A 26147-nucleotide genomic window follows, 5' to 3' on the forward strand; every position below is an offset into this window, starting at 1 on the left:
CCCCGCCACACGGGCCGTCCACCTGCCCGGTCCGGGGCGAACACCGCGGCGCACGCTGCGTGGTGATGCTGGGCTCCCCCGGCTGTGGCTCGGTGGACGCCATCGTCCGCCATGTCAGTGTCACGTACGGACGGGAGGCGAACGTACGGCGCGTGGGCTGCCGGCGTGAAGCGGCCGGCACGGAGCACGCCGTGCTGCGACGCCTGCTCGGCGCCTCGCCGCCGGGACACGAAGTCCGTTACGCGACCCACTCGTTGGTCTGCGGGCTGCTGGCGCGCGGGCCGCTCGTCCTCGCCATCGGCGATGCGCAGTGGTGCGACGAGGGCACGCTCCGCTTCATCGACCAGCTGATGCGCGCCACGTACCGGCAGCCGCTGACCGTCCTGCTGCACCTGCCCCACGGGGTGCCGGGGCCCGCCGCGGCGGCGTTCCACGAACTGGCGACGCGGGACTACTGCACGGTCATCGACGCCGCGGGCCTCCGGCCCGCCGACACCGCCCGGCCGGCCGCCGAAGACCTGGCCGAACTCGCCCGGCGCGAACCCCGGTTGATCGAGGTCGCCCGGGCGGCGGCGGCACTCGGCAGCACCGACCCGGACCTCGTCGGCGCCCTGGCCGGGCTCCCGTCCAAGGCGACGGGCCGGCTCCTGGAGGAGGCCGGGGCCCGCGGACTGCTCCCGGGGCCCCTACCGGCCCACGGCGCCCCCTCGCTGCTGGACCTCCTGCCCGAGGCCGAGCGGGAGCGAATGCGCGCCCAGGCCGCCGAGATCCTCAACGACGCGGCCAAACCGGCCGAGCAGGTGGCCGATCTGCTGCTCGAGCAGAACACGCTGGACCGCTCCTGGATGCGTGCCGTCCTCAAGGAGGCGGCGGCAGCCGCCCGGCACGACCGCCCGGCTGCCGCGGTGTCCTACCTGGCGCGGCTCCACGCCGCCGACACCGACGATGCCGCCGTCCGCCTCGACCTCGCCACCGCGCTGGTCGACATCGATCCCCTGGCCGCCCGGGAACACCTCACCCACCTCGCCGGGACGCCTCCCGGCACGGACGATCCACTGGTCCGGGCCCACGCCGCCGACCTGCTCCGGCTCACCTCCCTCATGGTGCACGACTCCCCCGACACCCCCGCCGCGCTCGACGCACTGCTGCGTGAGCTGGGCCCCGGCCGCCAGGACGGCCCGCCGACCGGGCGGGCACGTCGGGCTCCGGCCACCGCCGTCCCCACGGCCTCTGCGGTTCCCGAGGTCTCTCCGGTCTCCGCGATCCCTGCCGCCCTCACCTCACCCGCCTCCTCCACCGTCCCGGTCCTCACCGACCACCCGACCGAGCGCATGGTCCTCGCCGTCCGCGCGCTGCGCACCGCGCTGACCGCCTCCGGGCCGGAGGCGCGGGAGACGGCGGTCGCCGACGCCCGTCAGGTCCTCTGGTCCGGACGGCCGCACACCGCCTGGGCCAGGGTCGCCGCAGCGCAGGTCCTCGCACTGGCCGACGACAGCGCGACCGCACTCGACCAGTTGCAGCGGACCGTCGCCGACAGCGCCGAACGCGAGGAGACGTGGGCCGAGTGCCACGCCGCTTCGGCGCGGGCCATGGTGCTGCTCGCATCGGGCCAGGCCACCGAGGCGGCCGAGGCGGCGTCGGCCGCGTCCCGTCTCTCCGAGGCAGAGGGCACGTCGGGGCGGAGCCGGCTGGCGTCGATCGCCCTCGCCCACGCCCTGGTCGCCCGGGGCGACCTCGACCGGGCACAGGAGGTACTGCTCCGGCTCGACGGCCGCCGGCTCGACGACTGCGTCTGGGAGTACCACCACCATCTGACGGCCCTGGCCCTGGTCGAACGTGGCCGTGGCCGGCCCGAGCAGGCCCTGCGTCTGCTCGAGCGGTGCGGGGCAAGTCTCGCCGCCGCCGGCGTGGGCAACCCGGTGTTCACCCTCTGGTGGGTGCACAGCACCGAGTTGCTCATGCGGCTGGGCCGGCCGGGCGCCGCCGCCCGACGGGCCGAGTTCGGTCGGCAGTTGGCCGAGCGATGGCCGACGGCCCGCAGCACGGGGCTGAGTCTGCTGGCCCGGGGCGTGTCGGCCGACCCGGCCGGCTGCGTCGAACTGCTCACCGAGAGCGCCCGGGTCCTGGCCCAGAGCTCCGACCGGCAGTCCCACGCCCTCGCCGAACTCCGCCTCGGCAAGGCCCTGCTGCACCGGTCGGACCGGGGTGCGCCCTCCCGTCTGCGCGCGGCGCTGGCGACCGCCGTGCGGTACGGCCTGACCTCCGTCGCCGAACAGGCACGGTACGCGCTCCGCTCGGCGGAGGGCCGGCACACCCTGGCGGCGCTCAGCCACGCCGAACGTCCCGTGGCGGAACTGGCGGCGGCCGGGAAGTCGAACCGGGCGATCGCGGACGCCCTGCATCTGACGGTACGCACGGTCGAGTACCACCTGACGAACGTGTACCGGAAGCTCGGCGTCCCCGGGCGGGCCGGCCTCGCGAAGTGGTTCCCGGCGCACGGACCGCAGCCCGCCGAGGCGCGAGCGCTCGGCGAGGCACGGTGAACCGGCCGCCCCGACCACCGGGTTCACCCGGCGCGCCCGACGGGCTCCTGGAACGGGCCGGGGAACTGGCCGTGTTGGAGCGGGCCGTGCGCCGGGTCGCGACCGGCGGGACGGCCACCGTCCTCGTGCGCGGGCGCCCGGGCACCGGACGCAGCGCCCTGCTCGCCGAGGGCGCGGCCCTCGCCCGGCAGTCCGGCCTGCACGTCCTCACGGCACCCGGACAGGCCGGGCTCGCCTCGATCGACGGCCCGTCGGCCCTGTTCACCGACGACACCCGGGGCACATCGGAGGCGGAACGGGCCACGTGCCCCACGGGCCACCCGAAACCGCGACCCGCGTTGTGGGTGGTCGTCGAGGGCCCCGGGGGCTCCGAGGACTCCGACCCGGCGCCGCTCGGCGCGCAGACCGGTCCCGGATACGAGCTGTCGCTGCGCCCGTTGACCGAGCAGGCCGTACGGACGCTGCTCGCACGGGCGTACGGCGAGGAGGCGGCCGACTCGCTCCTGCCGGCCGCGACCGCCGCGACCGGCGGCAACCCGGCGGTCCTGTGCGCCGCGCTCCGGCGATGGCCCGGCCCGCCTCCCGACGCCGCCGAATTCGCCGCGCTCGCCGACCAGACGGGCCGGCACCATCTGAGGACCGTACTGGCGCGGGCGTCCGCGCGGGCGTCCGCGCTCGTCGCGGCGAGCGCGGTGGCGGCGGGGCACTTCTCGTTCCGCCAGGTCTGTGAGCTGGCCGGGATCTCCGTGCCGGACGGCGAGCAGGCGCGTACGGAGCCGGCCGTCACCGGCCTGCTCGACTCCGCCGTACGGCCCCGGCTGTACGACCCGCTGGTGGCCGAGCGGGCACTCGGCCTCCTGGACGGCGACCGGCGCCGTGAACTCCACGAGCGTGCCGTGCGGTTGGCGCACCGCGAGGGTTTCCCGCAGGACGTGCTCGGCCGGCTGGCCGCGCGGACCTCGCTGGACGAGCCCTGGGTGCCCGGCGCGCTCCACGCGGCGGGCGCGGCCGCGCGCCGGTCCGGCGACGACGACGCGGCGGTGGTGTTCCTCGAACGGTCGTTGGACCACGGAGCGGCCGACGGGCTGCGCACGGACGTACTGCTGGAACTGGCGAAGGCGCAGTCGTCGCGGCGGCCGGCGGCGGCCGAGCGCGGATTCCGGCGGATCCTGAGGGAGACCGGCGTCCCGGACCGGTCCGGGGCCCTGTTGTTCGCCGCCGACATGCTGGCGCTGCGCGCCGGGGACGACGCGGCGGAGGCGCTCAGCGAGACGGCGGCGCGGACGACGTCGGAGGCGGAGCGACGCACGCTCCGCGGCCTGCACGCGCTGACCGCGGAGACCTGCCCGCCCGGATCGGTGCCGGACGCCTCGGCCCTCAATCCTCAAGGCGACCGGGTGACCACGGAGTTCGACGCGGTCCGGGCCGCGGCCGGGGCCTGGCGGCACTGTCTGGCCGGGCGGAGGATCGGCGAGGCCCGCCGGCTGGCCGGGACCGTGCTGCTCCGGGGGGGAAACGGGCTGTTCACTCCCCGGCTGTTCGCCGCACGCGTGCTCGCCGTCACCGAGGACGTGGCGCTGGCCCGGTCCGGGCTGCAGCGGATCACGGCCGAGGCACGACGGCACAGGGTGAGCCCCGTGACCGGGCAGGCACTGCTGGGACTTGCCGAACTCGCCTTGCGCACCGGTGAGTTGGAGCAGGCCAGGGAGCGGCTGGCAGAGGCGGTCGCCGAAGTGCCCAGGCACCACTGGCATCCGCGGACACTGCCGAGGCTGACCGCGGTGGAGGCACTCGTCGCCCTGGAGTCCGGACGGACGGACCTGGCGGAGTCGATCCTGGAGCGGTCGGCCCGGGCGGAGGCCCCGCCGGACCACACCGAGCACGGTCTGGGCCGTGCCCACCTGCTGTTCGCCCGGGGCGTCCTCTGCCTGCGCACCGGCCGGACCTCCGAGGCGAGGGCGCAGCTGCGCGAGTGCGGCCGGATTCTACGGCCCCTCGGCTGCGTGAACCCCGCCGTCATTCCCTGGCGTTCGCACCTCGCCATGGCGGAGGCGGCCTGCGCGGCCCCGCAGGCGGCGGAGCGCCTGGTGGTCGAGAGCCTCACGGCGGCCCGGACCTGGGGCGCGCCGGGCGCGGTCGGCGCCGTCCACCTCTGGGCGGGGCCGGCCCTCCCCGACCGTACGGCGCTCGGGCATCTACGGACCGCGGTACGTCTGCTCGCCGGCATGCCGACCCGGAGACTGTACGCGCGGGCGATGGTCGCGCTGGCCTCCACCCTGCTCGACACCGGCCGGTCGACGGAGGCCCGGAGCCTGCTCGACGAGGCGGTCAGACGGGGCCGGCCGTTCCCGCTCACCGAGGAGGTCGCCGCCCGGCTCGCCGCTCAGCCCTCCGCGAACCGGGCACGGCTGAGTCCGGCCCAGCTGCGGGTCGCCCTGCTGGCGGCGGAGGGCCGGTCGAACACGGCGATCTCCGAGGAGCTGTCGGTCGGCGTCCGCACCGTCGAACTCCACCTGACGCACACCTACCGCGCCCTGGGCATCAACGGCCGCTCCGACCTCGCGGCGGTGCTGGGCCACCCGTAAGGCCCTACGCGCCCAGCGCCTCCCCCAGGCCCGTACCCACGAGCCCCTCACGCAGGGCGACCGCGGCGGCCTGGGTGCGGTTGGGGCAGTCGAGCTTGGCCAGCACGAGCGCGACGGTGCGTTTGGCGACATGCTCGGACACCTCGAGGGCCTGCCCGATCTGCCGGTTGCTGAGCCCCTCGACCAGCAGTTCCAGCACCCGCCTCTCCCGCTCGGTGAGCTGCCTCCTCGGAAACCGGGTCCACGGCCCGGCCGCGCTCCGGGCGGGCCGGACGGACCGGGGGACTGCCACCGTCTGCCCGGCCGGCACCGCCAGCCGGATCCCCTCGGCCGACTTCCGCAGGGCCTCGTCGAGCCCCTCGCTGGTCAGGGCGTCCTGGTCGAGGATTCCGTCACAGGGCACGACCTCGCCGGACGCGGCGCGCCGCACCTCGGCACCGGGCAGCACCAGCAGGACCCGGACCCCGTTGCGGCGGACGACCTCCGCCAGTCCGGCGACCCACGCGTCCTCGCCCTCCCCGGCGCCGTTCACACACCAGAGCACCAGCACGTCGCAGGAGAGGATGAGCAGTTGGACGGCGTCCTCGGGCGACCCCGTCGTGAACTCCTCGGGCCGGAAGACGGTGGTCTGCTTCACGTGGGCCGCTTCCTCCAGCATGGCTGCGAGCCCACTACGCGCGACAGCACCCCGCGCCACGACCGCGACCCTGACCGATCCCTGGTTCATCCAGCGCCCCTGTCCATCCGCCGCCCGGCTCCCCCACCGAGCCTCCGTCGCACAATCCCAGCGATTATGTCCCGACGGGGTGCGGTTTTGCGCCATCCGGAGGGTTGCAGTAGATCGACGATCCAGTCACCACTCCGCGACATACGGTCATTCCGCCCCCTCCCCCGACCCCCACCCACAAGATCTCGGCCATACGCGCACCTGCCCGGCCACCCCAGGCCCCCAGAGACACACCCGAGCCGAAAGCCATAGATCACCAGTAACCCGTTTTGTCAGCAAAATCAGCTGGATCGGGCGATCCGTACCAGTGTCGCGGGTATGACCGCCGAACGGGGTCCGTTGACAGAACACGGGCAAGATCACACAATCGCCGTCATGACCACGTACTGGTTCGTCAGGATGTCGGTGACGCCGCGCGTCCCGGACCGAACCGGCTGCGAGCGCTCCGGCCGATAGCCGACCGCATCCTCTGCCCCGGGCCGGCCCCCTCACCACCCGGGCCCGCTTCCCGGCCAACGGCCTCTCCCAGCCCCTTTCCCGGGCCGCCCCGACCATCCATCCCGCACACCCGCGTACGGCGTGTGTGCCCCTCGGCGTCCGCGACGCCGGACGGTCCGCGCTCCATGCCCCGAAACGGCCGGCCCGTCCCATCCCCATGACCCGACATGACCCGTTCGAACCCCGTGTGCAGAGGAAGGACGTCCCATGACCGTCACGAACACCGCACCGCCCGCCACCCTGCGTGAGGCACGCATCCCCGGAGACGGCATCTACGAAGGACGGCGCGTCCTGCGCCGGGTGCCCGAGGGATGGGAGGAGCGGCCCTATGAGCTGTTCGAGCTCGAGCCGCAGGCGCGCACGATCGGCGCCGAGATCAGAGGGGTCGACCTGTCCCGCCCGCTCGGCCCCGAGCTGCACGCCGAACTCCACCGGGCCCTGCTGGAGTGGAAGGTGCTGTTCTTCCGCGGTCAGCACCTCGCCTCCGACCGGCAGCGCGCCTTCGCACGCCACTGGGGCGAGCTGGAGACCAACCCGCTGCTCGCCGCCGGTTCCAGCGAGGACGTCGTCCGCTTCGACAAGGGCAGCGGGTCCACTCCGACGTTCGAGAACGTCTGGCACGCCGACGTCACCTTCCGCGAGCGGCCGGCGCTCGGTGCCGTCCTCCAGTTGCGCGAGGTGCCGCCGGCCGGCGGCGACACCCTGTGGGCCGACATGGCCGCCGCCTACGACAACCTCCCGCAGGACGTGAAGGACCGCATCGACGGCGCCCGCGCCGTGCACGACTTCATCCCCGGTTTCGCCCGGTTCTACGGACCCGAACGGCTCGCGCCGCACCAGGAGCACTTCCCGCCCGTGGAGCACCCCGTCGTGCGCACGCATCCCGACACCGGGCGGCGCATGCTCTTCGTGAACGTCTCCTTCACCACCCGGATCACCGGCATGCCCCGCGAGGAGAGCGACCGGCTGCTGCGCCACCTCTTCCAGCAGGCGCACATCCCCGAGTACCAGGTCCGTTTCCGCTGGCAGCCCGGCGACGTGGCGTTCTGGGACAACCGGGCCACCCAGCACTACGCAGTCAACGACTACGGCCCCCACCGCCGGGTCGCCGAACGCGTCGCCATCGCGGGCGACCGCCCCTTCTGACCTTCCGGCGCACCGGATCACCCGTAGGTGTACCGCGCACCGCTTTCCCTCACCCACCGTCGCCGCCGCACTTACCGTCGTACGCCTCGCGATACGACGGTAGGTGCGTATGACGGAGGGGTGCGGGTGTCGGTGGACGGTGAAGCGGTACAGGTCAGGGGCGAGGCGGACGAGGCTGGCTGGGAGGTCGACCCGGACGACGAGTGGGGAGTGGCCGTCATCACCACAGTGGGGCGGCAGTTGAAGCTGCGGCGGGAGTCCGTGGGCATGCGGGTCGCCGACTTCGCGGCGGCGATGGGCTACGGGGAGGACCTCGCCTACAAGGTCGAGGCCGGCAACCGCATCCCCCGCCCCGAGTACCTGGAGAAGGCCGACGAGATCCTGGGCGCGGGCGGACTGCTCACCGCGATGTCGGAGGACGTGGCGAAGGTCCGGTACCCGAAGAAAGTGCGGAACTTGGCGAAGCTGGAGTCCCAGGCGGTGGAGCTGTTGTCGTACGGCAGCCACAATCTCCACGGAGTCCTGCAGACCGAGGAGTACGCCCGCGCGCTCCTGAGTACGCGGCGGCCGGTGCTGTCGGAGGACGAGCTGGACAGGGCGGTCGCCGCGCGTACGGCTCGTTCAGCCGTCTTCGAGCGGAGCCCTGCACCGGAGCTGAGCTTCGTGCAGGAAGAGGTGACTCTCCGACGCCCGGTCGGAGGCATCATGGTGTTGCGCAGGCAACTCGAACACCTTCTGGAGTTGGCACAGTTGCGACACGTGTCGATTCAGGTGATGCCGACGTCCCACGGGGACCATCCGGGGACCGGAGGACGGATCCAGATGCTCAAGTTCGCAGACGGTACAGCGGTTGGCCGGGCCGACGACGAGTTCGGCAGCCGTCCCGTCACCGACCTTCGGCAGCTGAGGATTCTGGAGCTGCGCTATGGCATCATCCGAGCCGAGGCGCTGACCGGACGAGAGTCGTCGGCTTTCATCGAACAGGTGCTGGGGGAGACATGAACCGCAAGGGATCGGTCGCAGACGACGTCGAGCCGACCTGGTTCAAGAGCAGCTACAGCGACAGCAGCAACCCCAGCGACTGCGTCGAGGTCGCTATGCCCCCCGGCGCCGGCGCCGTCTTCGTCCGGGACTCCAAGAACCCCCAGGGGCCCCGGCTCACCCTCGCCCCGGCCGCCTGGGCGGACTTCCTGGAGATGGCGGGGTTCGTGAGCTAGGGATGACCGCCAGAGCGGACACCCCCTTCCGCGCCGCAGCGGAGCTTTACAGCGTCGGCAGGTTCTTCCTCAAGCGGGACCCGTCCGGGCAGGGAGCTGTCGATAAATAACTCCTTGGTTTATCAGTGGTGTTGATCGGGTGAGCTGTAGCCGGCGATCGCTGCGAGTTGCTCCGTGGAGGTCACGGTGAGGCCGCCGGTGGGCACTGTGTGGCCGAGTGCGGCGAGGACGGGGGCGGCGTCCCGGAGGGTTGCGCCGATCCTGCTCTTGGACAGGCCGGTCGCCTCGGCAAGCGGCGCCTGTGTCATGGACCAGCGCTTCTGCAGGAGGAAGACGACGAGATGGTCGGCGGCGGACAGTCGCCGGGTGCCGGCGCCGGGACCGCCGTCGGGGCGTTTCCCGGGGAGCAGGACCGGTGGGTGCTGGGTGCAGTAGTCGCGGTAGCGGACGACGAGGTCGTCGAAGGCGGGGGTCTCCAGTCCGGTGAGGCTGGGGTGCCGCAGCCAGGCAGGGAGTTTGTCGCCAGCGGGGAAGCGGCCGAACTCGGCGGGCCGTGCCGGGGGCGGCGGTGCGAGGGGCTCGGGCCGCAGCATGTAGTTCCAGGTGCCGTGCCAGTCGTGCGGGGCGAGGGGGAGGCGGGCCATGACGGTGTCGGGGACGGTGACGCCGGTGGGGTAAGTGCCAGGGTCGAGTTCGGCGTGGACGGCCAGTCCGGTGCGGGTGCGGGTCGCGCCGATGGTGCTGACCACGACTTCATGACTGGTCAGGGGCCTGCCGCGCCAGTTGATGCTGATCTGCGAGAACAGCCGGTGCTCTATCTTGTTCCACTTTGAAGTACCCGGCGGGAAGTGGCACACGCTCACCTCCAGGCCGCTTTCGTGGGCGAAGGCGGCGAGCTCGCTCTTCCAGGCGCGGACCCGGTAGCCGTTGGATCCGCCGGCATCGGCAGTGATCAGCAGGCGGGTGGCATGCGGGTAGCGGTGCCGTCCTTCCCCGTCCCACCAGCGGCGCAAGGTGGCCACGGCGAAGGCGGCAGTGTCGCCGTCGCAGCCCACCGACACCCAGCCGGTGTCCGCGCCGATGTCGTAGATCCCGTAGGGCACCGCCTTCTGGGCGCCCTTCTCGGGAAAGTCGTGGGCGCGTACGCGGACCGGCTGCCCGGCCCGGTGCCACTCGCGCCCGGCGACCGCGTACTCGCCCAGGGTCTCCTTCTTCTTGGCATCCACGCTGATGACCGGCTGCCCGTCCACGAGATACGTCTTGACCTGGTCGTTGATGTAGTGGAACTGGGCGTCCCGGTCGGGGTGGCGGGCACCCTCGGTCGTGCGCGAGGTGCCCTGCAGGGAGAACCCCTCGGCCTTCAGCAGCGCGGCCACCGTGTCGTGGCCGACCCGATGGCCCTGCCGGGACAACTCCGCGGCCAGGGCACGGGTGGACTTCACCGTCCACCGCAGCGGCGACTCCGGATCTCCCCGCTGGTCCGGCTCGACCAGTGCGAGCAACGCCGGGACCAGATCCGGGTCAACGTCTTGTAGCCGCTTGCGGCCCGCGCCCGCCGCCCGGACCCGGCCATCGGGCTCCTCACCGAGTTCCAGCTCACGCACCCCGCGCGACACCGTGGACTCCGCCACCCCCGCAACACCAGCCACCAGGCGAATCCCGCCGTGCCCTCGTACACGGGCAGCGGCCCCCAGCACCAGCCGTCGCTGCCGCTCGTCCAGGTGCGGCAGCAACAACGCGAACGCCTCAACCAGCCCCGCCTCGATCCCCTCCGACACACCCGCATCCTACGGGCCAACAGACCCCAGAAACCAAGGAGTTATTTATCGACAGCTCCCTGCCCGTCCGGGTCCCGCTCCTGGGTTGTCTGAGGAGGGGGAAGCGCCGTCACAACAGCAGTCACGCCAAGATCCGCTGCCTCAGCGAGCAAGCGTGGCGACGTTCAAGGGCTGACACCTGCTGCGGAAGCTCCCCTGCCTCCACAAGGCCGGTCTCCGCCGCATCCGCTTCCACGACGTTCACCATTCCACGGCCACCCTTCTCCTGGAGCAGGGAATTGAACTCGTCGTGATCAAGGAACTCCTCGGCCACGTCCACATCGGCGTCACCGCCACCGTCTACACCCATGTAAGGCTCCGCCTCCAGCGAGACGCCATCGACACCCTTGGCACCGCGCTCGGCAGCCCGGAAAGCGCCGAGACAGTCAGCTCCGACGGCGACGAACCGCCGCCCTGCACCGGTCTCGTCCGCTGACGTTACCGTCAACTACTGCCGCCACCCCACGCTGAAGCCCCGCCAGGACACACCTGACGGGGCTTCAATTTCACTATGGCTACCGGTCCGCCCGCACCCGGAAAACCTTGCCCCCCTTGATTGCGCCAGGACTAGGAGATTCCTGCATCAGGGGGCTTGGCTCTGTAGCGAGGATGAAAACTTCAGCCCAGAAGATATATCCCGCAACGATATAATCAAGCGGATTATCCTCGGAGACTCGAAAAAGTTTACTCTCTCGCCACCTACGCCCAGCCCTCTGTTCTTCAGTTCGCAAAACATCTAGGCCCGCATCCGACACACTGAGACCTGAGTACTGATCGGCCAGCGAGATCCGGGAAACGTCCTGGAATAGAACATCAAAAACCCTAGGGACGCCCCCTTCCTCGCCACCCAAGAATCCGCGAAGCAGGATCTTACTGTGACCTACCTCAATAGCCCACGGTTTGAAAATTCCCCGCAGCTTCAGAGGGAGATGCCCATCTACCAGTTGGTATGTCACTTGAACTTGACCCCAGTCCAGTTTTCAGCACGCCGGTTCCATCGATAGAAGTCCACTTTCCCCATGAGGCCGGCTGCATCAACTTCCATCAACTCCCACTGAGTATGCAAACGCTGTGCAGGGGCCGTAGCCTGTGCGATTTTCAGAGCCTTTGCCGGCCCCTGACTCGCACCGGGGAGACCGTCGAGCATGAAGGATATTCGCCCTTCACCCCTACCCGTCCTAGCAATTGCGCCCTTAACCTCGTCGCGCCAAGTTGCATCCGTCGCTCCGAGGAGGTGACGAGCTTCAACGGTCTCAGCGAATCCCTTCAGATCATGAGCTCGCATACCAAGAGCGACATGATCAACTGGCCCTTCTGTGTTGCAGTTGTGAACCAGGACCGGCGTGGTCCCAGCCAGCACATAGTACGTGTGGGTGTCGCCGACGGTGAGGTTGTGGACCGTTGCCCCGGGGCTGGTCCGGCGTTCGACCGCGGTGATCTGGACGTGAGTGCCGGCGCTGGTCTGGAGCCACTGGCCTGACTTCAGGTCGGTGGCGTCGATCCATTCGCCGAGTTCGGGGACCCAGAAGGGGTGGCCGTCGGTCGCGGTGACCTGGGCGGTCTCGGTGCCCTTCTCGCCGTCGGTGTCGATGGTGACCTTGACCAGGTGCTTCAGGCCCTCGCCCTTGATCTCGGCGGTGACCGTCTCGATGCGCCGCTCACCGGTCTTCGGGTCGGTGGCGACGACCTTGTCGCCGGCCTTGACCTCCTCGATCGGCTTGGTGGTGCCGTCGGCCATCAGCACCTTGGTGCCCGGGACGAAGCTGTTGTCGGTCGGGCAGGAACCGCCGCTTCCGCCGTCGGCCTTGCCCGAGTCGCCGCTTCCGCTGCTGCCGCCCTTGCTGCGGGAGGAGCCACCGGAGTTGCCGCCCGGCTTGGAGCCGCCCTTGCTGCCGCCGCCGGAGCCCTTGCTCACCGACGACACCTTCGGCGCCGCCTTGGCCTGGGCCTGCTTCTGGACGGGGTTGCCGGTCTTCTTGGTCTGGGCGACCGCCTTGTCGCTGGTTCTCTTGGCCTGCTCGGCCGCCTTCTTCTTGGCGCGTTGCGCGGCTTCCTTCTTCGCCTTCTCGATCGCCGCCTTCTTGGCCTTCAGCGCCGCCGCCTCGGCCGCCTTCGCGGCCTTCAGCACGGCCTCGGCTGCCTTCTTCGCCTTCTGGAAGGCCTGGATGGCGTTGATGGTGCGGTCGACTGCCTTGAGGACTCCGGGGATCTTGCCCAGCTTGGACCACGGGATCGCCCCGACGATCATGCCGGCGCACGACCACATGTCACCGCCGAAGCAGGCCATGGCGTCGCTGATGCCGATGAAGTCCTTCAGCGTGCTCCACGCCGCGCCCAGGATCACCGAGGTCAGGGACTTGCCCATGGTGGCCTGCGCCTGCGCGACCTGCGCCGCGGACAGGCCCGCGCCCGCCAGGGCCGCGGCCCGCTCCGAGGCGGTCAGGGAGATGGCCAGACCCGTCGGGTCGGACATCGTCACCGGGTTGTTGTGCGCGTAGGCGTAACCGTTGGACTGCAGCAGGTCGTTCAGGTCCAGCACCGGGTCGGCGGACAGGAAGCGTCCCACCACCGGGTCGTACAGCCGGGCGCCCAGCGGCTGGTAGCCGGAGGCGTCGTCACGCGTCGCGCCCAGGAAACCGGTGTGGCTCTGGAAGCCCACGCCGACCGACTCCGCGCCGCGCTGGTTGCCGAACGGGTCCTGCTTGCGGATCCGCACCGGCATGTCGGTGGTGAGAGCGACCTCCGTGTACGTGCTGCCCTGGTGGTCACCGGTGAGGGCGACCAGTGCCCCGTCGGTGTTGCCGTTGCCGTTGCCGTAGCGCATGACCGCGCCGCCCGGCACCGAGTAGGTCCGCTGGGTGTTGACCATGACGCCGCCCCGCTGGACGGTGACCTCGGCCTCGCCCAGGTGCAGGGTGGCCTGCTTGCCCTTGATGGTCAGCAGCTGCGCGCCGTCGGGACCGTAGATGTGCCGGGTGTCGTTCTGCGGCGCCCACTGCTGCTCGGACTTCGTGGCGTTGCAGGTGGCGAGCACGATCGGGGTCGAGTCCGCCGGGCTGGCGTCCTTGACCGCCAGGCACAGGCCCGAGTCGACGTGGGTGAGCTGACCGGACGCGTTCCGCCTCAGTTCCTGGGCGGCCGAGTCGTCGCACTCCTGCACCTGCAGGGCCGAACCCGCGGTGTTCGCGGCAGGCTCCACGCACCACTTGTCGTAGGCGGTCAGCGTGCCCCGGTCGGCGTCGGCCTGGTCCGTCCCCGGGGTGGGGGTGAAGCGCCAGCTCTGCGCCAGGGAGGTGTTGCAGGCGTACAGCTGGACCGGCTGGCCGGGGGCGGGCCTGCCGCTCTTCACGTCGAGGCACTTGTCGGCCAGGCCCACGTACGGGGTCTTGCCGCCGGCGCCCTGGCCCTTGATCCGGTCGATCTTGCCGTCGTAGGTCCAGGTCAGCTCCTGCTTGTCGCCGTTCTGGAGGGAGGTGACGGACTTGGTCTCACCGGTCAGCTCGTACAGCCGCTCGGCCTCGGTCTTGACCTGGGCGCCCTCCGGCGTGGTGTACGCCTTGGACACCTTGGTCAGCGTGTGCGGCTGGGTGCCGTCGGCCTTGCCGTAGGAGTAGGTGGTCGTGGCGTCCTTGCCGGCGTCGCCGCCGAGGTCCTTCTCGGTCAGCTTGGTGCGGTTGCCGACCAGGTCGTACTCGTACTCCTGCCAGTAGCCGGTCTTGTCCTTGCCGGCCGTCACGTTCGGCGTGCCGTCGCCGCTCTTCGGGCCGGCGCAGGCGGTCTGGTCCTTGGCGGTCCAGGCCGTCTTCAGCTGGCCGAGCGGGTCGTAGGCGAAGCACTGCCGCTCGGCGATGCCGTCCGAGTGCTCACGGATGGAGGTGACGTTGCCGGCCGGGTCGTAGGTGTAGGACCGGTTGGAGACGAGGTGGCCGCCGACGAGGCTCTTGTCGCCGGTCTGCTCGCGGTAGACCGACTGGTCCTTGAGTTCGCCGCTGCCCTCGTCGTAGGAGTTCTGCGCCCAGACCCGGTACGGCTGCGCGCCCAGGGTCGAGCGCAGCACCTGGCCGTAGGAGTCGTAGACCGTCTCGGCGCCGTACCAGTCCTTGCCGGAGACCGACAGGGGCTTGCCGTCCTTGTTGTAGCGGACGACGAGCTTCTCGGCGTCGAACCGGCCGACCGCCGGAAGCGAGGCCTCCTTCAGCGCGCCGGTGTCGTTGTACGTGTAGCCGTAGGTGTAGGAGGTCTTGAAGCCCCAGGTGTCGGCCAGCGTCTGCGGCAGGGTCAGCGTGGTGGAGGTCGGCTGGTAGTCCTTGGTGTAGCCGTCGATCCGCTGGGTGTACGCCGCGCCGTCGGTGTGGCGGGTGGCGGTGGCGGGCATGCCCTTGCCGCCGGGGGCCGAGTCGTAGCCGAAGTCGGCGAGCAGCTTGCCGGTGGCGCCGCCCAGGCGCTGTTCGGTCGGGCGCGACAGGATGTCGTAGCCGTTCCAGACGGTGACGTCGCGGGCGTTGGTGGTGGTCAGAACGCGGTCGCGGTGGTCGTAGGTGGTCCGTGTGGTGCCCGCGTCCGGGTCGGTGGCGGTCACCTGCCGGCCGCGGTGGTCGTACGTCCACGTCCACGGGTGCGTCTTGTCGGCGGAGTTGGTCGCCTTCACCAGCTGACCGTGCGCGTCGTACGTGTAGCGCATCGACGTGTGGCCGTCGGGCGCCTCCGGGTTGAACGTGTCCACCCGGGAGGTGCGGCCGAGCGCGTCGGTGAAGACGCGGTACGACGAGGCTCCGGTCGGCTGGATCACCTTCGACCAGTCCGGGCCGTACTCGTAGCGGGTGGCCCGGGCCGGGACCGGCTCCGAGGTCGCTTCCTTGGTCTCGGGGTCCGTGACCTTGAGGACCGGCGTCTCCGTCAGCACGCGGCCGAGGCCGTCGTAGGTGTACCGGGTGATGTTGGGGACGGCCGTGTCGGCGAGCGGGGTGAACAGCTCGCCCAACTCGGCCTCGTGGGTGAGGTAGGCGTTGTTGGTCTGCCAGACCTCGCCCGAGCTGTTGTACAGCGTGTCGGTGATCAGGTGACCGTTGCCGTCGGCCTCCTCCTGCGTCTGCCGCTCGCGGCCGAGGCCGTCGTAGAGGGTGACGGAGGTCTCGACGCGGTCGTTGTGGCCGCGGCTGTGGGTGGTGACGAACGGGGGCTTGCGGTCCGGGTTCTCCGGGTCGTACTCCGGGATGGTGTAGACGGCCCGGAAGTCCGGGACGGACGAGCTCGACGGGGTGCGGCCCGGGGCCCACGCCTCGAGGAGGCGGCCCAGCGGGTCGTACTTCGCCTCGCTGACGTGGCCGTTGGCGTCCGTGGTCTTCAGCCCCGTCGAGCGGCCGGGCTCCAGTTCCTGCTTCTGGGTGTGGCCGACGGCGTTGGTCTCGGTGATCTCGAAGACCTGGCCGGTGGACGGGGTGTAGGCGATCGTGCCGGACTTGCCGTCCGGGTCGGTCTGCTTCACCACGCGGCCGATGGCGTCGAACTCGCTGGTGCCGTTGGTCTGGAAGCCGGTGCCGGCGCCGTTCAGCGACCAGGTCTGGGTGGCCAGGCCGCGGGTGGTGCCGGCGAGCGCGGTGCCGTAGGCCGTGCCGTCGTAGGCGGTGCGGGTGGCGCCGCTCAGCGTGGACAGGTCGGCGAAGTCGGCGTTCGCGCAGGTGGTCGGCGAGACCAGGGCCTGCTTGGTCAGGCCGATGAGGTTCTTGCCGGTGTGGTGCAGGTACTCCAGCTTGGTGCAGGACTCGTCGCCGTCCTCGCCGGTGTCGCCGAGCGACTCCACCTGGGTGGGCAGGCCGTGCGTCGACTCGAACGTCGTCTTCGTCCGTACGACGCGCTCGGTGCGGGTGTCGTCACCGGTGCCGGAGGACTTGGTGTACGCGATCTCCTCGGGCTCCGTGACGCGCCAGGCGCGCAGCGGGCTCAGGTCGTCGTCGCGGTCGCGCTTGCCCAGTTCGGTGACGGCCGGGACGGTGACGCTGCGGGAGAGCCAGTCGGTGTCGGCGTCGGAGGCGCTGGTGTAGGTGAGTTCTTCGGCGATGCGGCCGGCGAACGGTTCGCGGTCCTTGGCGATCTCGGCGCCGGTGATGTCCTTCACCGGGACGGTGTCGCCCATGCCGCGGAAGTAGCGGGTGACGGCCTTGGACTTCTTGCTGCCGACGGTCGGTTCGTCCGTGCCCGTGATCACCGTGGTCTGCTCGAAGCCGGCGAACTGGGAGTAGGTGCGGGTGGACTTCTTGCTGAACTCCGCCTCGCCGAGCTTCCAGCCGGCGTTCTTGTACGCGTAGGCGGTCTGCGTGCTGAACGCGCCATCGACATTGGGGAGTTCCTCGATGGATTCCACGACGTACTTGTGGAACCAGTCGATGTCCTCGACCTCGGGGTCGGGGTGCCAGAACTGCGGGTAGCACAGGCGGGTGTTGGACTTCAGCTCGGCGGTGTCCTTCTTGCCGGGCAGTCCGGTGCCGGTGGCGCAGTCACCCGCGGCCGGCTTGTAGGTGACGACGGTCTCGCCGCCGTACTCGTTGATGACCCGCGCGATGCGGAGCCGGGAGAAGCCGGGGCGCGGGTCGTCGCGCCGCATGACCCGGTTGGGCATGTCGTCCGCGTTGGACTCGAAGCGCACCGCGTTGAGGGTGAGGCTGTCGTCGGTGGAGCCCTTGCGGGCGTAGCCGGTCCGCTGGATCGACTCCAGCCACAGGGCGGTGTTGGGGCCGGTCCTCAGGACCGGGAAGCTCTGCTTGAGCGCGTACCGGTCCACCACTTGGCGCTCTTCGGTGTCGGTGCGCCGCTGGGCGGAGGTCTGGATCTGAGTGAGGCGCTTGCGGCTCCAGAACGTCGGTCCGGCGTTCCAGCACTTCTTGCCGGCCTCGCACCGCAGGTCGGCCGGGGTGTCGTACCAGATGCGGTACTTGCCCGGGTCCTTGTCGGCGAAGTTCGCGTCGGAGCAGGTGAGCGACCCCTCGGTCAGGCAGCGTTCGGCGACCGTGAAGCTGACGCGGGCCGGGGCGGGTGCGGAGAAGATGCTGTCCCTGCGCTGGCCGTAGTCGATACGGCTCAGGTAGCCGCCGCGGTCGTAGACCACCGGGGCCTTGAAGTTGAAGTTGCGGGCGTAGTAATTCTTCTCGGTCTTCCACCACAGGGACATGGCGTTGCCGTGGACGTCCTCGACGTAGTCGAGGTTCCAGCGCCAGCCCTGGGTGCACCAGGAGCCGGCCCAGTCGCCGGCCTTGTAGCAGTCCTCGCCCGGGTGGTTGCCGTACACCGGCACGGTCAGCACCGAGTCGGTGACCGGCTGCCCGTCGGTCCAGCCCGGAAGCTTGTGCTTGCCGAAGTGGTAGCGGGTGCCGTCGCGGGTGGTGACGACCCAGTACTCACCGTTCCTGGCGCCGTTGCCGCTCGTGGAGTCCTTGACCCGCTCGATCTTGGAGCCGTCGCCGTTGGCGGTGAACCAGGTGCCCTTGTCCTCGTCCCACACCAGCTCGGTGGTCATACCGCCGAGCGAGAGCGTGGCGTTGTCCGAGCCCCAGCACATGTCCGCCGTGCGGTGCGTGGCGTTGTTCGAACCGGACTTCTTCGAGTCCTGGCGGCAGTTGGCGTAGGTGCGGGTGATGGAGCCGGGGTTGTAGTCCCAGCCGTCGCCGATCCAGGAGGCCTGGTTGTTGGTGGCGGAGGTACGTCCGTCGACGGACTGCGAGGAGTAGCTCAGTGCGATCTTCGGCATCAGGCCGCCCGCGGTCTCGGGGACCTGGACCTGGTAGCCGTAGGTGAAGGCGCCCGAGGAGGCGCCGGCCGACCAGGAGCCGGCGGACAGCAGCGGCGTCGCGGTGAAGTCGCCGGCGGCGGAGGCACCGGTGTCCATGGCACCGATGACCTGCGGGCCGGAGGCGCCGACCGCCTGGAGGGCGCCGGTGCGCGCGGAGGCGGTGCGGGCCGAGGCGCCGGAGGGCTTCGGGGAGGACTCGTCGGCCTCGGGGGACTTGTCGTCCCCGGGTTCGGGAGACGGCTTGGCGTCGGACTCGGGGTCCTGCTCGGCACCCGGCTCCGGAGCCTGCCTGGCGGCCGCTTCGCCGCCGAGCAGGTTGGCGACCGGGACCGAGCCGGTCAGGACCTTGTGGGTGGCGGCGTTCTTCGGGGCCTTCGCCTCGGTCGGCGCCTCCTTGGCCGGCACCACCTCCACCGTGCTGCGCAGCAGTTCGGCGTCGTCGCCGTCCGCCTTGCCCGACATGGTCTGTACTCCGCCCTCGGCGGCGCAGTCGCCGCTGTCGGGGGAGGTCAGGACGCATTCGGGCAGCAGTACCAGGCCGAAGCGGTCGGCGGCCTGCGGGCCGTAGAGGTCGGCGAAGGAGGTGGTGTCGACGGCGAGTGCGACCTGTGCGGCCGGGTCCGCCGTGGCCGGCGGGGTGACCCGCATGATGAGGCCGGAGACACCGGCGTCCTGGGAGGCGGACGGCGCGGCCAGGTCGACCTGCCACTCACCGGCGATCGCGGCCGGGTCGGTGCCCTCGGGCACGCCGAGCGCGATGGGCAGACCGTCGGAGACCGGGACCATGGCGCCGGCCTCGGCGTCCTCGGACAGGGTCGCGGTGCCGCTGTCCTCCGCCCAGGGGGTCACGGCGACCGGCTCGTACGGGTCGACGGGGACCTCGGGCGCGGTCGTCAGGTTCTTCTCGGCCTCCTCGTCCCCCTCGATCGAGGTGCTCTCCGGCAGGTCGGGAAGGTCGACCGATTCCTCGCGGCTCATGCCGGGGCCGGGAACCGCCCATGCCTCAGCGCTGAGGCTCGTGACCATCAGCGTCGAGGACAACAGGAGGACGGTCGCCATGCGGCCGTGCCGACGACGCCGTCGTTGTGACTCCGTCAGGGCCAGGCGTTTACGCCCCAGCCAGGACAGCGGACTCTGAGCACGCATGCGCGTCGACTCCCACCCAGGCAATACGAATATGCCCGCACCCTCTGTCATGAGCGCCGCATGCTTCAAGATCGCCGGAATCGGAGCGGAGTGAACTCATGTGATGTGAACCACGGTTGATCTGATGTCAGAACACCCCTTCCGCTATCCGACGGCCCGTACGGCGGAAAACCACCTCCATCCGCGCACAACGGATGATCAAAAGCCGCACATGCGGCACCGGCAGGCGCACCCCCGCGCGACCACCTGAAGAACATCACAGCTTCATAACTTCCTTACATGTGGACAACTTGCATGGAACGTGTGATCGTTTGCGCGCCCATGCCCCGTGACCTGCAAGTCCGGGGCCGTCCGTGCTGTCCCCATCCGCCTGGTCCACACGGGAGTGACCGCCGCCGTGCCCGCGCCGCCTCGTTTCCTCAGCCCCTTCGTGCGCACGCGCACCAGGCTGGCCCTCACCCTCGGTCTCGTTCTGGCCGCCCTGACCGCCGCCCTGTTGCCCTGGTGGCTTCCTGACGAGGCGTCAGCGCCGCAGGCGGGCAGGACGACCGACGCGAAGCCGGCGACGACCGGACCCCGTGACGAGGCCGCCGCCGCGGCCGAGGCCCGGCGCACCCGCAAGAAGGTGCTCGTCGGCACGGCGACCACCGCCACCTCGCGGACGTGGGCGCTGCCCGACGGGAGGATGCGCACCGAGATCGCCGCGCTCCCCCGGCGGGCGAAGAACGCCGAGGGAGCGTGGGCGCCGATCGACAACCGGCTCCAGCGGACCGGGAAGGCCGGCGACGCCCTGGGCGTCCGCCCGGTCAACCCGGCGGTGCCGGTGCGGTTCTCCAGCGGCACCCCCGGCCGCAAGGACCGCGCCGACCGCTCCTACGCCCGGCTGCCGCTGGCCGGGGAGTCCGCCGTGAAGGACACCGTGCTGGCCGAGGTGGACCTCGGCGGCCACACCGTCGCCTACACCTGGCCGGGCGAGCTGCCCGAGCCGGTGCTCGACGGTCCCCGGGCCCTGTATCCGGAGGTGCTGCCGGGCGTCGACCTGCTCCTGGTCGCACGCGAGGAGGGCGGATTCGCCCAACTGCTGATCGTCAAGAACCGTGAGGCCGCGCAGGGCGAGGCGCTGGCGAAGGTCTCGTACGGGCTGCGCTCGGAGACGGCCGTGTTCCGGTACGACGAGGAGGGCAGCAGCGTCACGGTGCTCAACGGGGCCGGTGAGGAGATCGGCTCCGTCCCGACGCCGTTCGCCTGGGACTCCGGCGGCCGTGACCCCGAACTGCCCGAAGGCGAGGAGCCCCGCGCTTCCGTCGCCGCGCCGGCCGAGGTGCTGAAGCTGTCCGGTCTGAGCGGCATCGAACCCGGTGCGCGGCAGGCCCGGATGCCGATGCGCCTGGAGGGTGACAAGTCCAAGGCGGCCCGGATCGACCTGGGTCTGGGCGAGTCCGGTCTGCTGACCGACCCGGAGACCCGCTTCCCCGTGTTCGTCGACCCGACCATCAGGGGCCCCTGGGAGGCCTGGACTGTGGCGTACAAGCCGTACCCGAACAGCAGCTTCTGGAACGGCACCAACTTCAGCTCCGGCACCTCGGACGCCCGCGTCGGCCACGAGGACGACACGAACGGCACCGCCCGCTCCTTCTGGCGCATGAAGTACGACAGCCGCCTGAAGGGTGCGGAGATCTCCTCCGCGACCTTCAAGGTGCGCAACCACCACTCCTGGTCCTGCACCAAGCGCGAGTTCCAGTTCTGGATGACCGGGGCGATCTCCTCGGGCACGACGTGGAACAAGCAGCCGAGCTGGACGACGAAGCTCGACTCGAAGTCGTTCGCGCACGGCTGGTCCTCCAGCTCCTGCCCGGACGCCTTCGAGTCGTTCGACGTGAAGGCCGCCGCCAAGAAGGGCTCGGACAGCAGCTGGTCGAGCATCACCTTCGGCATGCGCGCCACCAGCGAGTCCGACACCCAGACCTGGCGGAAGTTCGAGGCGAAGACGGCGGAGCTGGAGGTCGTCTACAACCGCAAGCCGAGCGAGCCCACCGGCGGCAAGTCCGTACCCGGCGGTACCTGTGCGGTCGCCCCGGGCGCGGGCGTGACCATCGGCAAGACCAACATCACCCTGTCGGCGAACGCCAAGGACCCCGACGGCAACCTCCGCGAGCTGCAGTTCCGCTTCTGGAAGACCGGCGGGACCGTCCCGGCCGCCAAAATCGCCAAACCCGACTCCAGCGGCACCGCCAGGGTGACCATCCCCACCACGTTCCCCCTGGAGGACAAGACCACCTACTCCTGGGACGTGCGCGCCGTGGACACCGAGAACGCGGCCTCCACGTACTACCCGCCGGGCACCGAACCCTGCCGGATCACCGTCGACGCCACCGCACCGCCACAGCCCGAGATCGAGAGCGAGGACTTCCCGCGGGCCACCTCTGACGGCCTGACCTGGTCGAAGCTCAAGTTCGGCACGACCGGCTCGGTGACCTTCAGCTCCGCGGGCGCGGCGAGGTTCCGGTACACGATCGAGGGCCTGCAGTGGCTCGAGGTGCCGGCCCGCGCCGACGGCACGGCCACCGTGCCCGCCCTGAAACCGGAGCACGCGGGCCCCAACTGGCTGCTGGTGTACGCCTACGACACCTACGGCAACCAGAGCACCCGTACGGACTACTCCTTCTACGTGCAGCCCCGGGACAAGGCCGACAAGCCCTGGGACACCGGCGGCGACGGCATCCCCGATCTGCTGATCGTGAACGCCGACGGCAACCTGCAGAACTGCGTCGGCAGCGAGGGCGGCGAGTTGTACGGCTGCCTGGGCGCCGCGTACACCACGGACGAGAAGACCTCGGAAACGAAGCTGCACCCGAAGGACCACTGGTACGACCCGGCCACCGGAAAGGCCGCGCTGATCACCCACTACGCGGACGCCTACCCCGGTGACGGCGCCACCGACCTGTTCGCCGTCACCCCCGACGGCAAGGCCTGGCTCTACCCGGGTGACGGCTACGGCAGCTTCGACGTCGGCGAGCGGATCAGCATCCGCCTGCCCGCGGGCGCCCCGGCCCCCTCCACCTGGACGCAGATCAAGGCGGTCGGCGACATCACCGGCGACCGGCACCCCGACCTGGTCCTGCGGACCGGCCCCGAGTTCTGGGTGCTGTCCGGCTACACCGGTGCCGCCTTCCGGGAGGCCACGCTGATGAACCACGACGCCTGGGCCCGCCGGGAGATCGTCAACGTCGCCGACATCAACGGCGACAAGACGCCCGACCTGCTGTGGCGCAACCTGGACAACGGCAACATGTACGTCCGGCACGGCAAGCCCGGGCCCGTCAGCGGCAGCGTCGACCTCATCTCGCTCAAGCTGGCCGCCAACTCGCTCAACGGCGACGTGGGTTACGGCACGAACTGGAGCGAGGCCAATGTGCCGACGGCCCTCGGCATCCCCGACGTCAGCGGCGACGGTATTCCCGACATCTGGGCACGCCTGCGCTCCGACGGCCACACGCGGATCTACAACCCGTCCAGGAGCAGCACGGGGTCTCCCGTGAAGGTCGTCCTGACCGTGGACTGGAACGCGATCAAGGCCTTCGGCTGACACCGTCGCCACGACGCACCCACCGAGCCCCGGCCCCCTCGCAGGGGGGCCGGGGCTCGGTCGTCCCCGTGTCACACGCCGGGACTTCGTCGGGGGCGCGGGGCAGGAGTGGTCGCCGGGGCCGCCGCCCCTGCCCCGCCGCAGCAGAGCGTTACAACACCGGCAGGTTCTTGCGGAGTTCGAAGGCGGTGACCTCGGAGCGGTACTCCTCCCACTCCTGCTTCTTGTTGCGCAGGAAGAAGTCGAAGACGTGTTCGCCGAGGGTCTCGGCGACCAGGTCGCTGCGTTCCATCAGAGTGAGGGACTCGCCGAGGTTCTGCGGGAGGGGTTCGATGCCGAGGGCTCGGCGCTCGGCGTCGGAGAGGGCCCAGACGTCGTCCTCGGCACCGGGCGGGAGTTCGTAGCTCTCCTCCACGCCCTTCAGGCCGGCGGCCAGCAGCAGCGCGTAGGTCAGGTACGGGTTGGCGCCGGAGTCGATCGAGCGGACCTCGACGCGGGCCGAGCCGGTCTTGCCGGGCTTGTACATGGGGACGCGCACCAGGGCCGAGCGGTTGTTGTGGCCCCAGCAGATGTACGAGGGGGCCTCGCCGCCGGCGCCGGCGGTGCGCTCGGAGCCGCCCCAGATGCGCTTGTAGGAGTTGACCCACTGGTTGGTGACCGCGGAGACCTCCGCCGCGTGCTTCAGCAGGCCCGCGATGAAGGAGCGGCCGATCTTGGAGAGCTGGTACTCCGCGCCCGACTCGTAGAAGGCGTTGCGGTCGCCCTCGAAGAGGGAGAGGTGCGTGTGCATACCGCTGCCCGGGTACTCCGAGAACGGCTTCGGCATGAACGTGGCCTGCACGCCCTGTTCCAGCGCCACCTGCTTCATGACCAGGCGGAACGTCATGATGTTGTCGGCCGTGGACAGCGCGTCCGCGTAGCGGAGGTCGATCTCCTGCTGGCCGGGGGCGCCCTCGTGGTGGGAGAACTCCACCGAGATGCCCATCGACTCCAGCATCGTGATGGCCTGGCGGCGGAAGTCCTGGCCGACGTTCTGCGGCGTGTGGTCGAAGTAGCCGGAGTTGTCGGCGGGGGTCGGGCGGCTGCCGTCGAGCGGCTTGTCCTTCAGCAGGAAGAACTCGATCTCGGGGTGGGTGTAGAAGGTGAAGCCCATGTCGGAGGTGCGGGCCAGGGCGCGCTTGAGGACGTAGCGCGGGTCGGCGAAGGACGGGGAGCCGTCCGGCATGAGGATGTCGCAGAACATGCGGGCCGTGCCGGGCGCCTCGGCACGCCAGGGCAGGATCTGGAACGTCGACGGGTCCGGCTTGGCGATCATGTCGGACTCGTACACCCGGGCGAAGCCCTCGATCGCCGAGCCGTCGAAGCCGATGCCCTCGTCGAAGGCCTGCTCCAGCTCGGCCGGGGCCACGGCCACGGACTTCAGGAAGCCCAGCACGTCCGTGAACCACAGCCGTACGAACCGGATGTCGCGCTCCTCCAACGTCCGGAGCACGAACTCCTGCTGCTTGTCCATCTTCCGCTTCCCCATCATCGCCGGTCGGACCGCCTTTTCTTTGCCGCGACGGATGGCCTCCTCGGGCTGCGGTCGGGCAGTCGGGCCATCCCACCACATCCGGGTTTCACGCGTGTTGCCGACCATGATCGTCCGGTGGCCCCGTGGTTCCTCGCGCCCGCTGTCCATCTTGCCCGTTCGGGCCGGTGCGCGTAACGGCGGGCGCCGCTCCGGTACCCGTCGACGCGTCATCGTCGACGCGTCGCCTTCCAGCAGGGCCCCCTCGGTCGGCTCAACCCCACCCCCCCTTAATTGGCATTTCAGATGCAAGTTTTAATGGGTGGCGCAGGCAGTCGAGAACGAGGAGACCTGATGCTGTCCGAGCAGTCCGCCGCCACCGTCCGCGCCACGCTCCCCGCCGTCGGAGCGGCCCTCGGCGAGATCACCGAGCGCTTCTACGCCGGGATGTTCGCCGCCCGCCCCGAGCTGCTGCGCGACCTGTTCAACCGCGGCAACCAGGCCGCGGGCACCCAGCGCGAAGCCCTCGCCGGTTCCATCGCGGCCTTCGCCACGCATCTGCTGGAGCACCCCGACGACCGGCCCGACGCGATGCTGCAGCGCATCGCGCACAAGCACGCCTCGCTCGGCGTCACCCCGGACCAGTACGCCATCGTCCACGAGCACCTGTTCGCCGCCATCGTGGAGGTCCTGGGCGAGGCCGTCACCCCCGAAGTCGCGGCCGCCTGGGAGGACGTCTACTGGCTGATGGCGAACGCCCTCGTCGCCGTCGAGAAGCGGCTCTACGAGGAGCAGGGCGGGCCGAGCTGGCGGGAGTGGGAGGTCGTCGAGCGGGTCACCGAGACCGCCGACGTCGTCTCCTTCCGGCTGCGCCCGGTCGACGGGGGCCCGGTGCGGGACTTCCGCCCGGGCCAGTACGTCTCCGTCCGCGTCGCCCTCGACGACGGCGCCCGGCAGATCCGCCAGTACAGCCTCTCGGGGGCACCCGGCCCGGGCGAGCGGCAGTGCAGCGTCAAGCGCGTGCACGACGAGGACGGAACGCCCGAGGGCGAGGTCTCCGGCCACCTCCACGCGCGCGTACGGGTCGGTGACGTCCTGGAGCTGTCCGAGGCGTACGGCGATCTCGTCCTCGACGCCGAGCCCGGCACCCCCCTCCTGCTGGCCTCGGCGGGGATCGGGGTCACCCCGATGACCGCGATGCTGGCGCACCTCGCCGACGGCGGGCACCAGGCTCCGGTCACCGTCGTGCACGGCGACCGCTCCCCCGCCGACCACGCCCTGCGCGCCGACCACGAGGGGTACGCGGCCAAGCTGGCGGACTCCACCGTGCGCTTCTGGTACGAGCAGGACGCCCCGGCCGGCACCTCCACCGGCTACGTCGACCTCACGGACGTACCGGTGGCGCCGGGTACGCGCGCGTACCTGTGCGGTCCGCTGCCGTTCATGCGGGCGGTGCGGGAGCAGCTGATCGGCAAGGGCGTCGCCCCGGCCGACATCCACTACGAGGTGTTCGGCCCGGACCTGTGGCTGGCCGCGCAGGGCTGAGCACGCCCCGGGAGAGCTGACGGGCGGACGGGGGACTTACGCCG

11 protein-coding genes and 1 pseudogene are annotated in these 26147 nt (G+C 70.8%); 8 read left to right on the forward strand and 4 right to left on the reverse strand.

Translation table 11 applies throughout. From position 1 onward, the window contains the following. The first annotated feature begins 65 nt into the window (after positions 1 to 65). Entirely contained in the window at positions 66 to 2543 is a 2478-nt protein-coding gene (locus JL475_RS22150) for a LuxR C-terminal-related transcriptional regulator (protein ID WP_202279564.1), read from the forward strand. Positions 2544 to 2614: 71 nt separating this feature from the next. Continuing rightward, on the forward strand, positions 2615 to 5128 hold the full coding sequence (locus tag JL475_RS22155) for a LuxR C-terminal-related transcriptional regulator (RefSeq protein WP_202279565.1): 2514 nt from the start codon (positions 2615 to 2617) through the stop codon (positions 5126 to 5128). 4 nt (positions 5129 to 5132) lie between these two features. Here JL475_RS22155 and JL475_RS22160 read toward each other — a convergent pair whose 3' ends face one another. Next, entirely contained in the window at positions 5133 to 5855 is a 723-nt protein-coding gene (locus tag JL475_RS22160) for a LuxR C-terminal-related transcriptional regulator (RefSeq protein ID WP_202279566.1), read from the reverse strand. A 705-nt stretch (positions 5856 to 6560) separates the two neighbouring features. Between JL475_RS22160 and JL475_RS22165 the strand changes: the two genes are divergently transcribed. From JL475_RS22165 to JL475_RS22175, 3 genes are all read left to right on the forward strand, one after another. Next, positions 6561 to 7499 carry a TauD/TfdA family dioxygenase gene (locus JL475_RS22165; RefSeq protein ID WP_202279567.1) on the forward strand — a complete coding sequence of 313 codons (939 nt, stop codon included), beginning with the start codon at positions 6561 to 6563 and terminating at the stop codon, positions 7497 to 7499. 126 nt (positions 7500 to 7625) lie between these two features. Further along, positions 7626 to 8501, forward strand: coding sequence for a helix-turn-helix transcriptional regulator (locus JL475_RS22170; RefSeq protein WP_202279568.1), 876 nt, complete (start codon positions 7626 to 7628; stop codon positions 8499 to 8501). Continuing rightward, entirely contained in the window at positions 8498 to 8716 is a 219-nt protein-coding gene (locus tag JL475_RS22175) for a DUF397 domain-containing protein (protein ID WP_202279569.1), read from the forward strand. The genes JL475_RS22170 and JL475_RS22175 overlap by 4 nt, the downstream gene beginning before the upstream one ends. 122 nt (positions 8717 to 8838) lie before the next feature. On the opposite strand, the gene JL475_RS22180 is transcribed toward JL475_RS22175, so the two are convergent. Beyond that, positions 8839 to 10470, reverse strand: coding sequence for an ISAzo13 family transposase (locus JL475_RS22180; RefSeq protein WP_237407930.1), 1632 nt, complete (start codon positions 10468 to 10470; stop codon positions 8839 to 8841). Positions 10471 to 10699: 229 nt separating this feature from the next. On the opposite strand from JL475_RS22180, the pseudogene JL475_RS22185 reads away from it, so the two are divergent. Beyond that, positions 10700 to 10969 (forward strand): annotated as a pseudogene (locus JL475_RS22185) (tyrosine-type recombinase/integrase); the annotation flags it as partial. Positions 10970 to 11485: 516 nt separating this feature from the next. Here the strand turns inward: JL475_RS22185 and JL475_RS22190 are convergent. Beyond that, the gene (locus tag JL475_RS22190) at positions 11486 to 19375 is read right to left on the reverse strand and encodes a ricin-type beta-trefoil lectin domain protein (RefSeq protein ID WP_237407932.1); all 7890 of its coding nucleotides are present in this window, start codon (positions 19373 to 19375) and stop codon (positions 11486 to 11488) included. A gap of 484 nt (positions 19376 to 19859) precedes the next feature. Between JL475_RS22190 and JL475_RS22195 the strand changes: the two genes are divergently transcribed. After that, a complete protein-coding gene (locus JL475_RS22195) occupies positions 19860 to 23048 on the forward strand; it encodes a DNRLRE domain-containing protein (RefSeq protein WP_202279586.1) in 3189 nt (1062 codons plus the stop codon). A 151-nt stretch (positions 23049 to 23199) separates the two neighbouring features. Here the strand turns inward: JL475_RS22195 and JL475_RS22200 are convergent, their stop codons facing one another. Further along, positions 23200 to 24561 (reverse strand): glutamine synthetase family protein, encoded by a 1362-nt coding sequence (locus JL475_RS22200; protein ID WP_202279570.1) that lies wholly within the window; start codon positions 24559 to 24561, stop codon positions 23200 to 23202. A 351-nt stretch (positions 24562 to 24912) separates the two neighbouring features. Here JL475_RS22200 and JL475_RS22205 point away from each other — a divergent pair, with 351 nt between their 5' ends. Next, positions 24913 to 26103 carry a globin domain-containing protein gene (locus JL475_RS22205; protein WP_202279571.1) on the forward strand — a complete coding sequence of 397 codons (1191 nt, stop codon included), beginning with the start codon at positions 24913 to 24915 and terminating at the stop codon, positions 26101 to 26103. The last annotated feature ends 44 nt before the right edge of the window (positions 26104 to 26147 follow it).

Origin of the sequence: Streptomyces sp. M2CJ-2 (genome assembly GCF_016757295.1) — a bacterium.
Classification (GTDB): domain Bacteria; phylum Actinomycetota; class Actinomycetes; order Streptomycetales; family Streptomycetaceae; genus Streptomyces.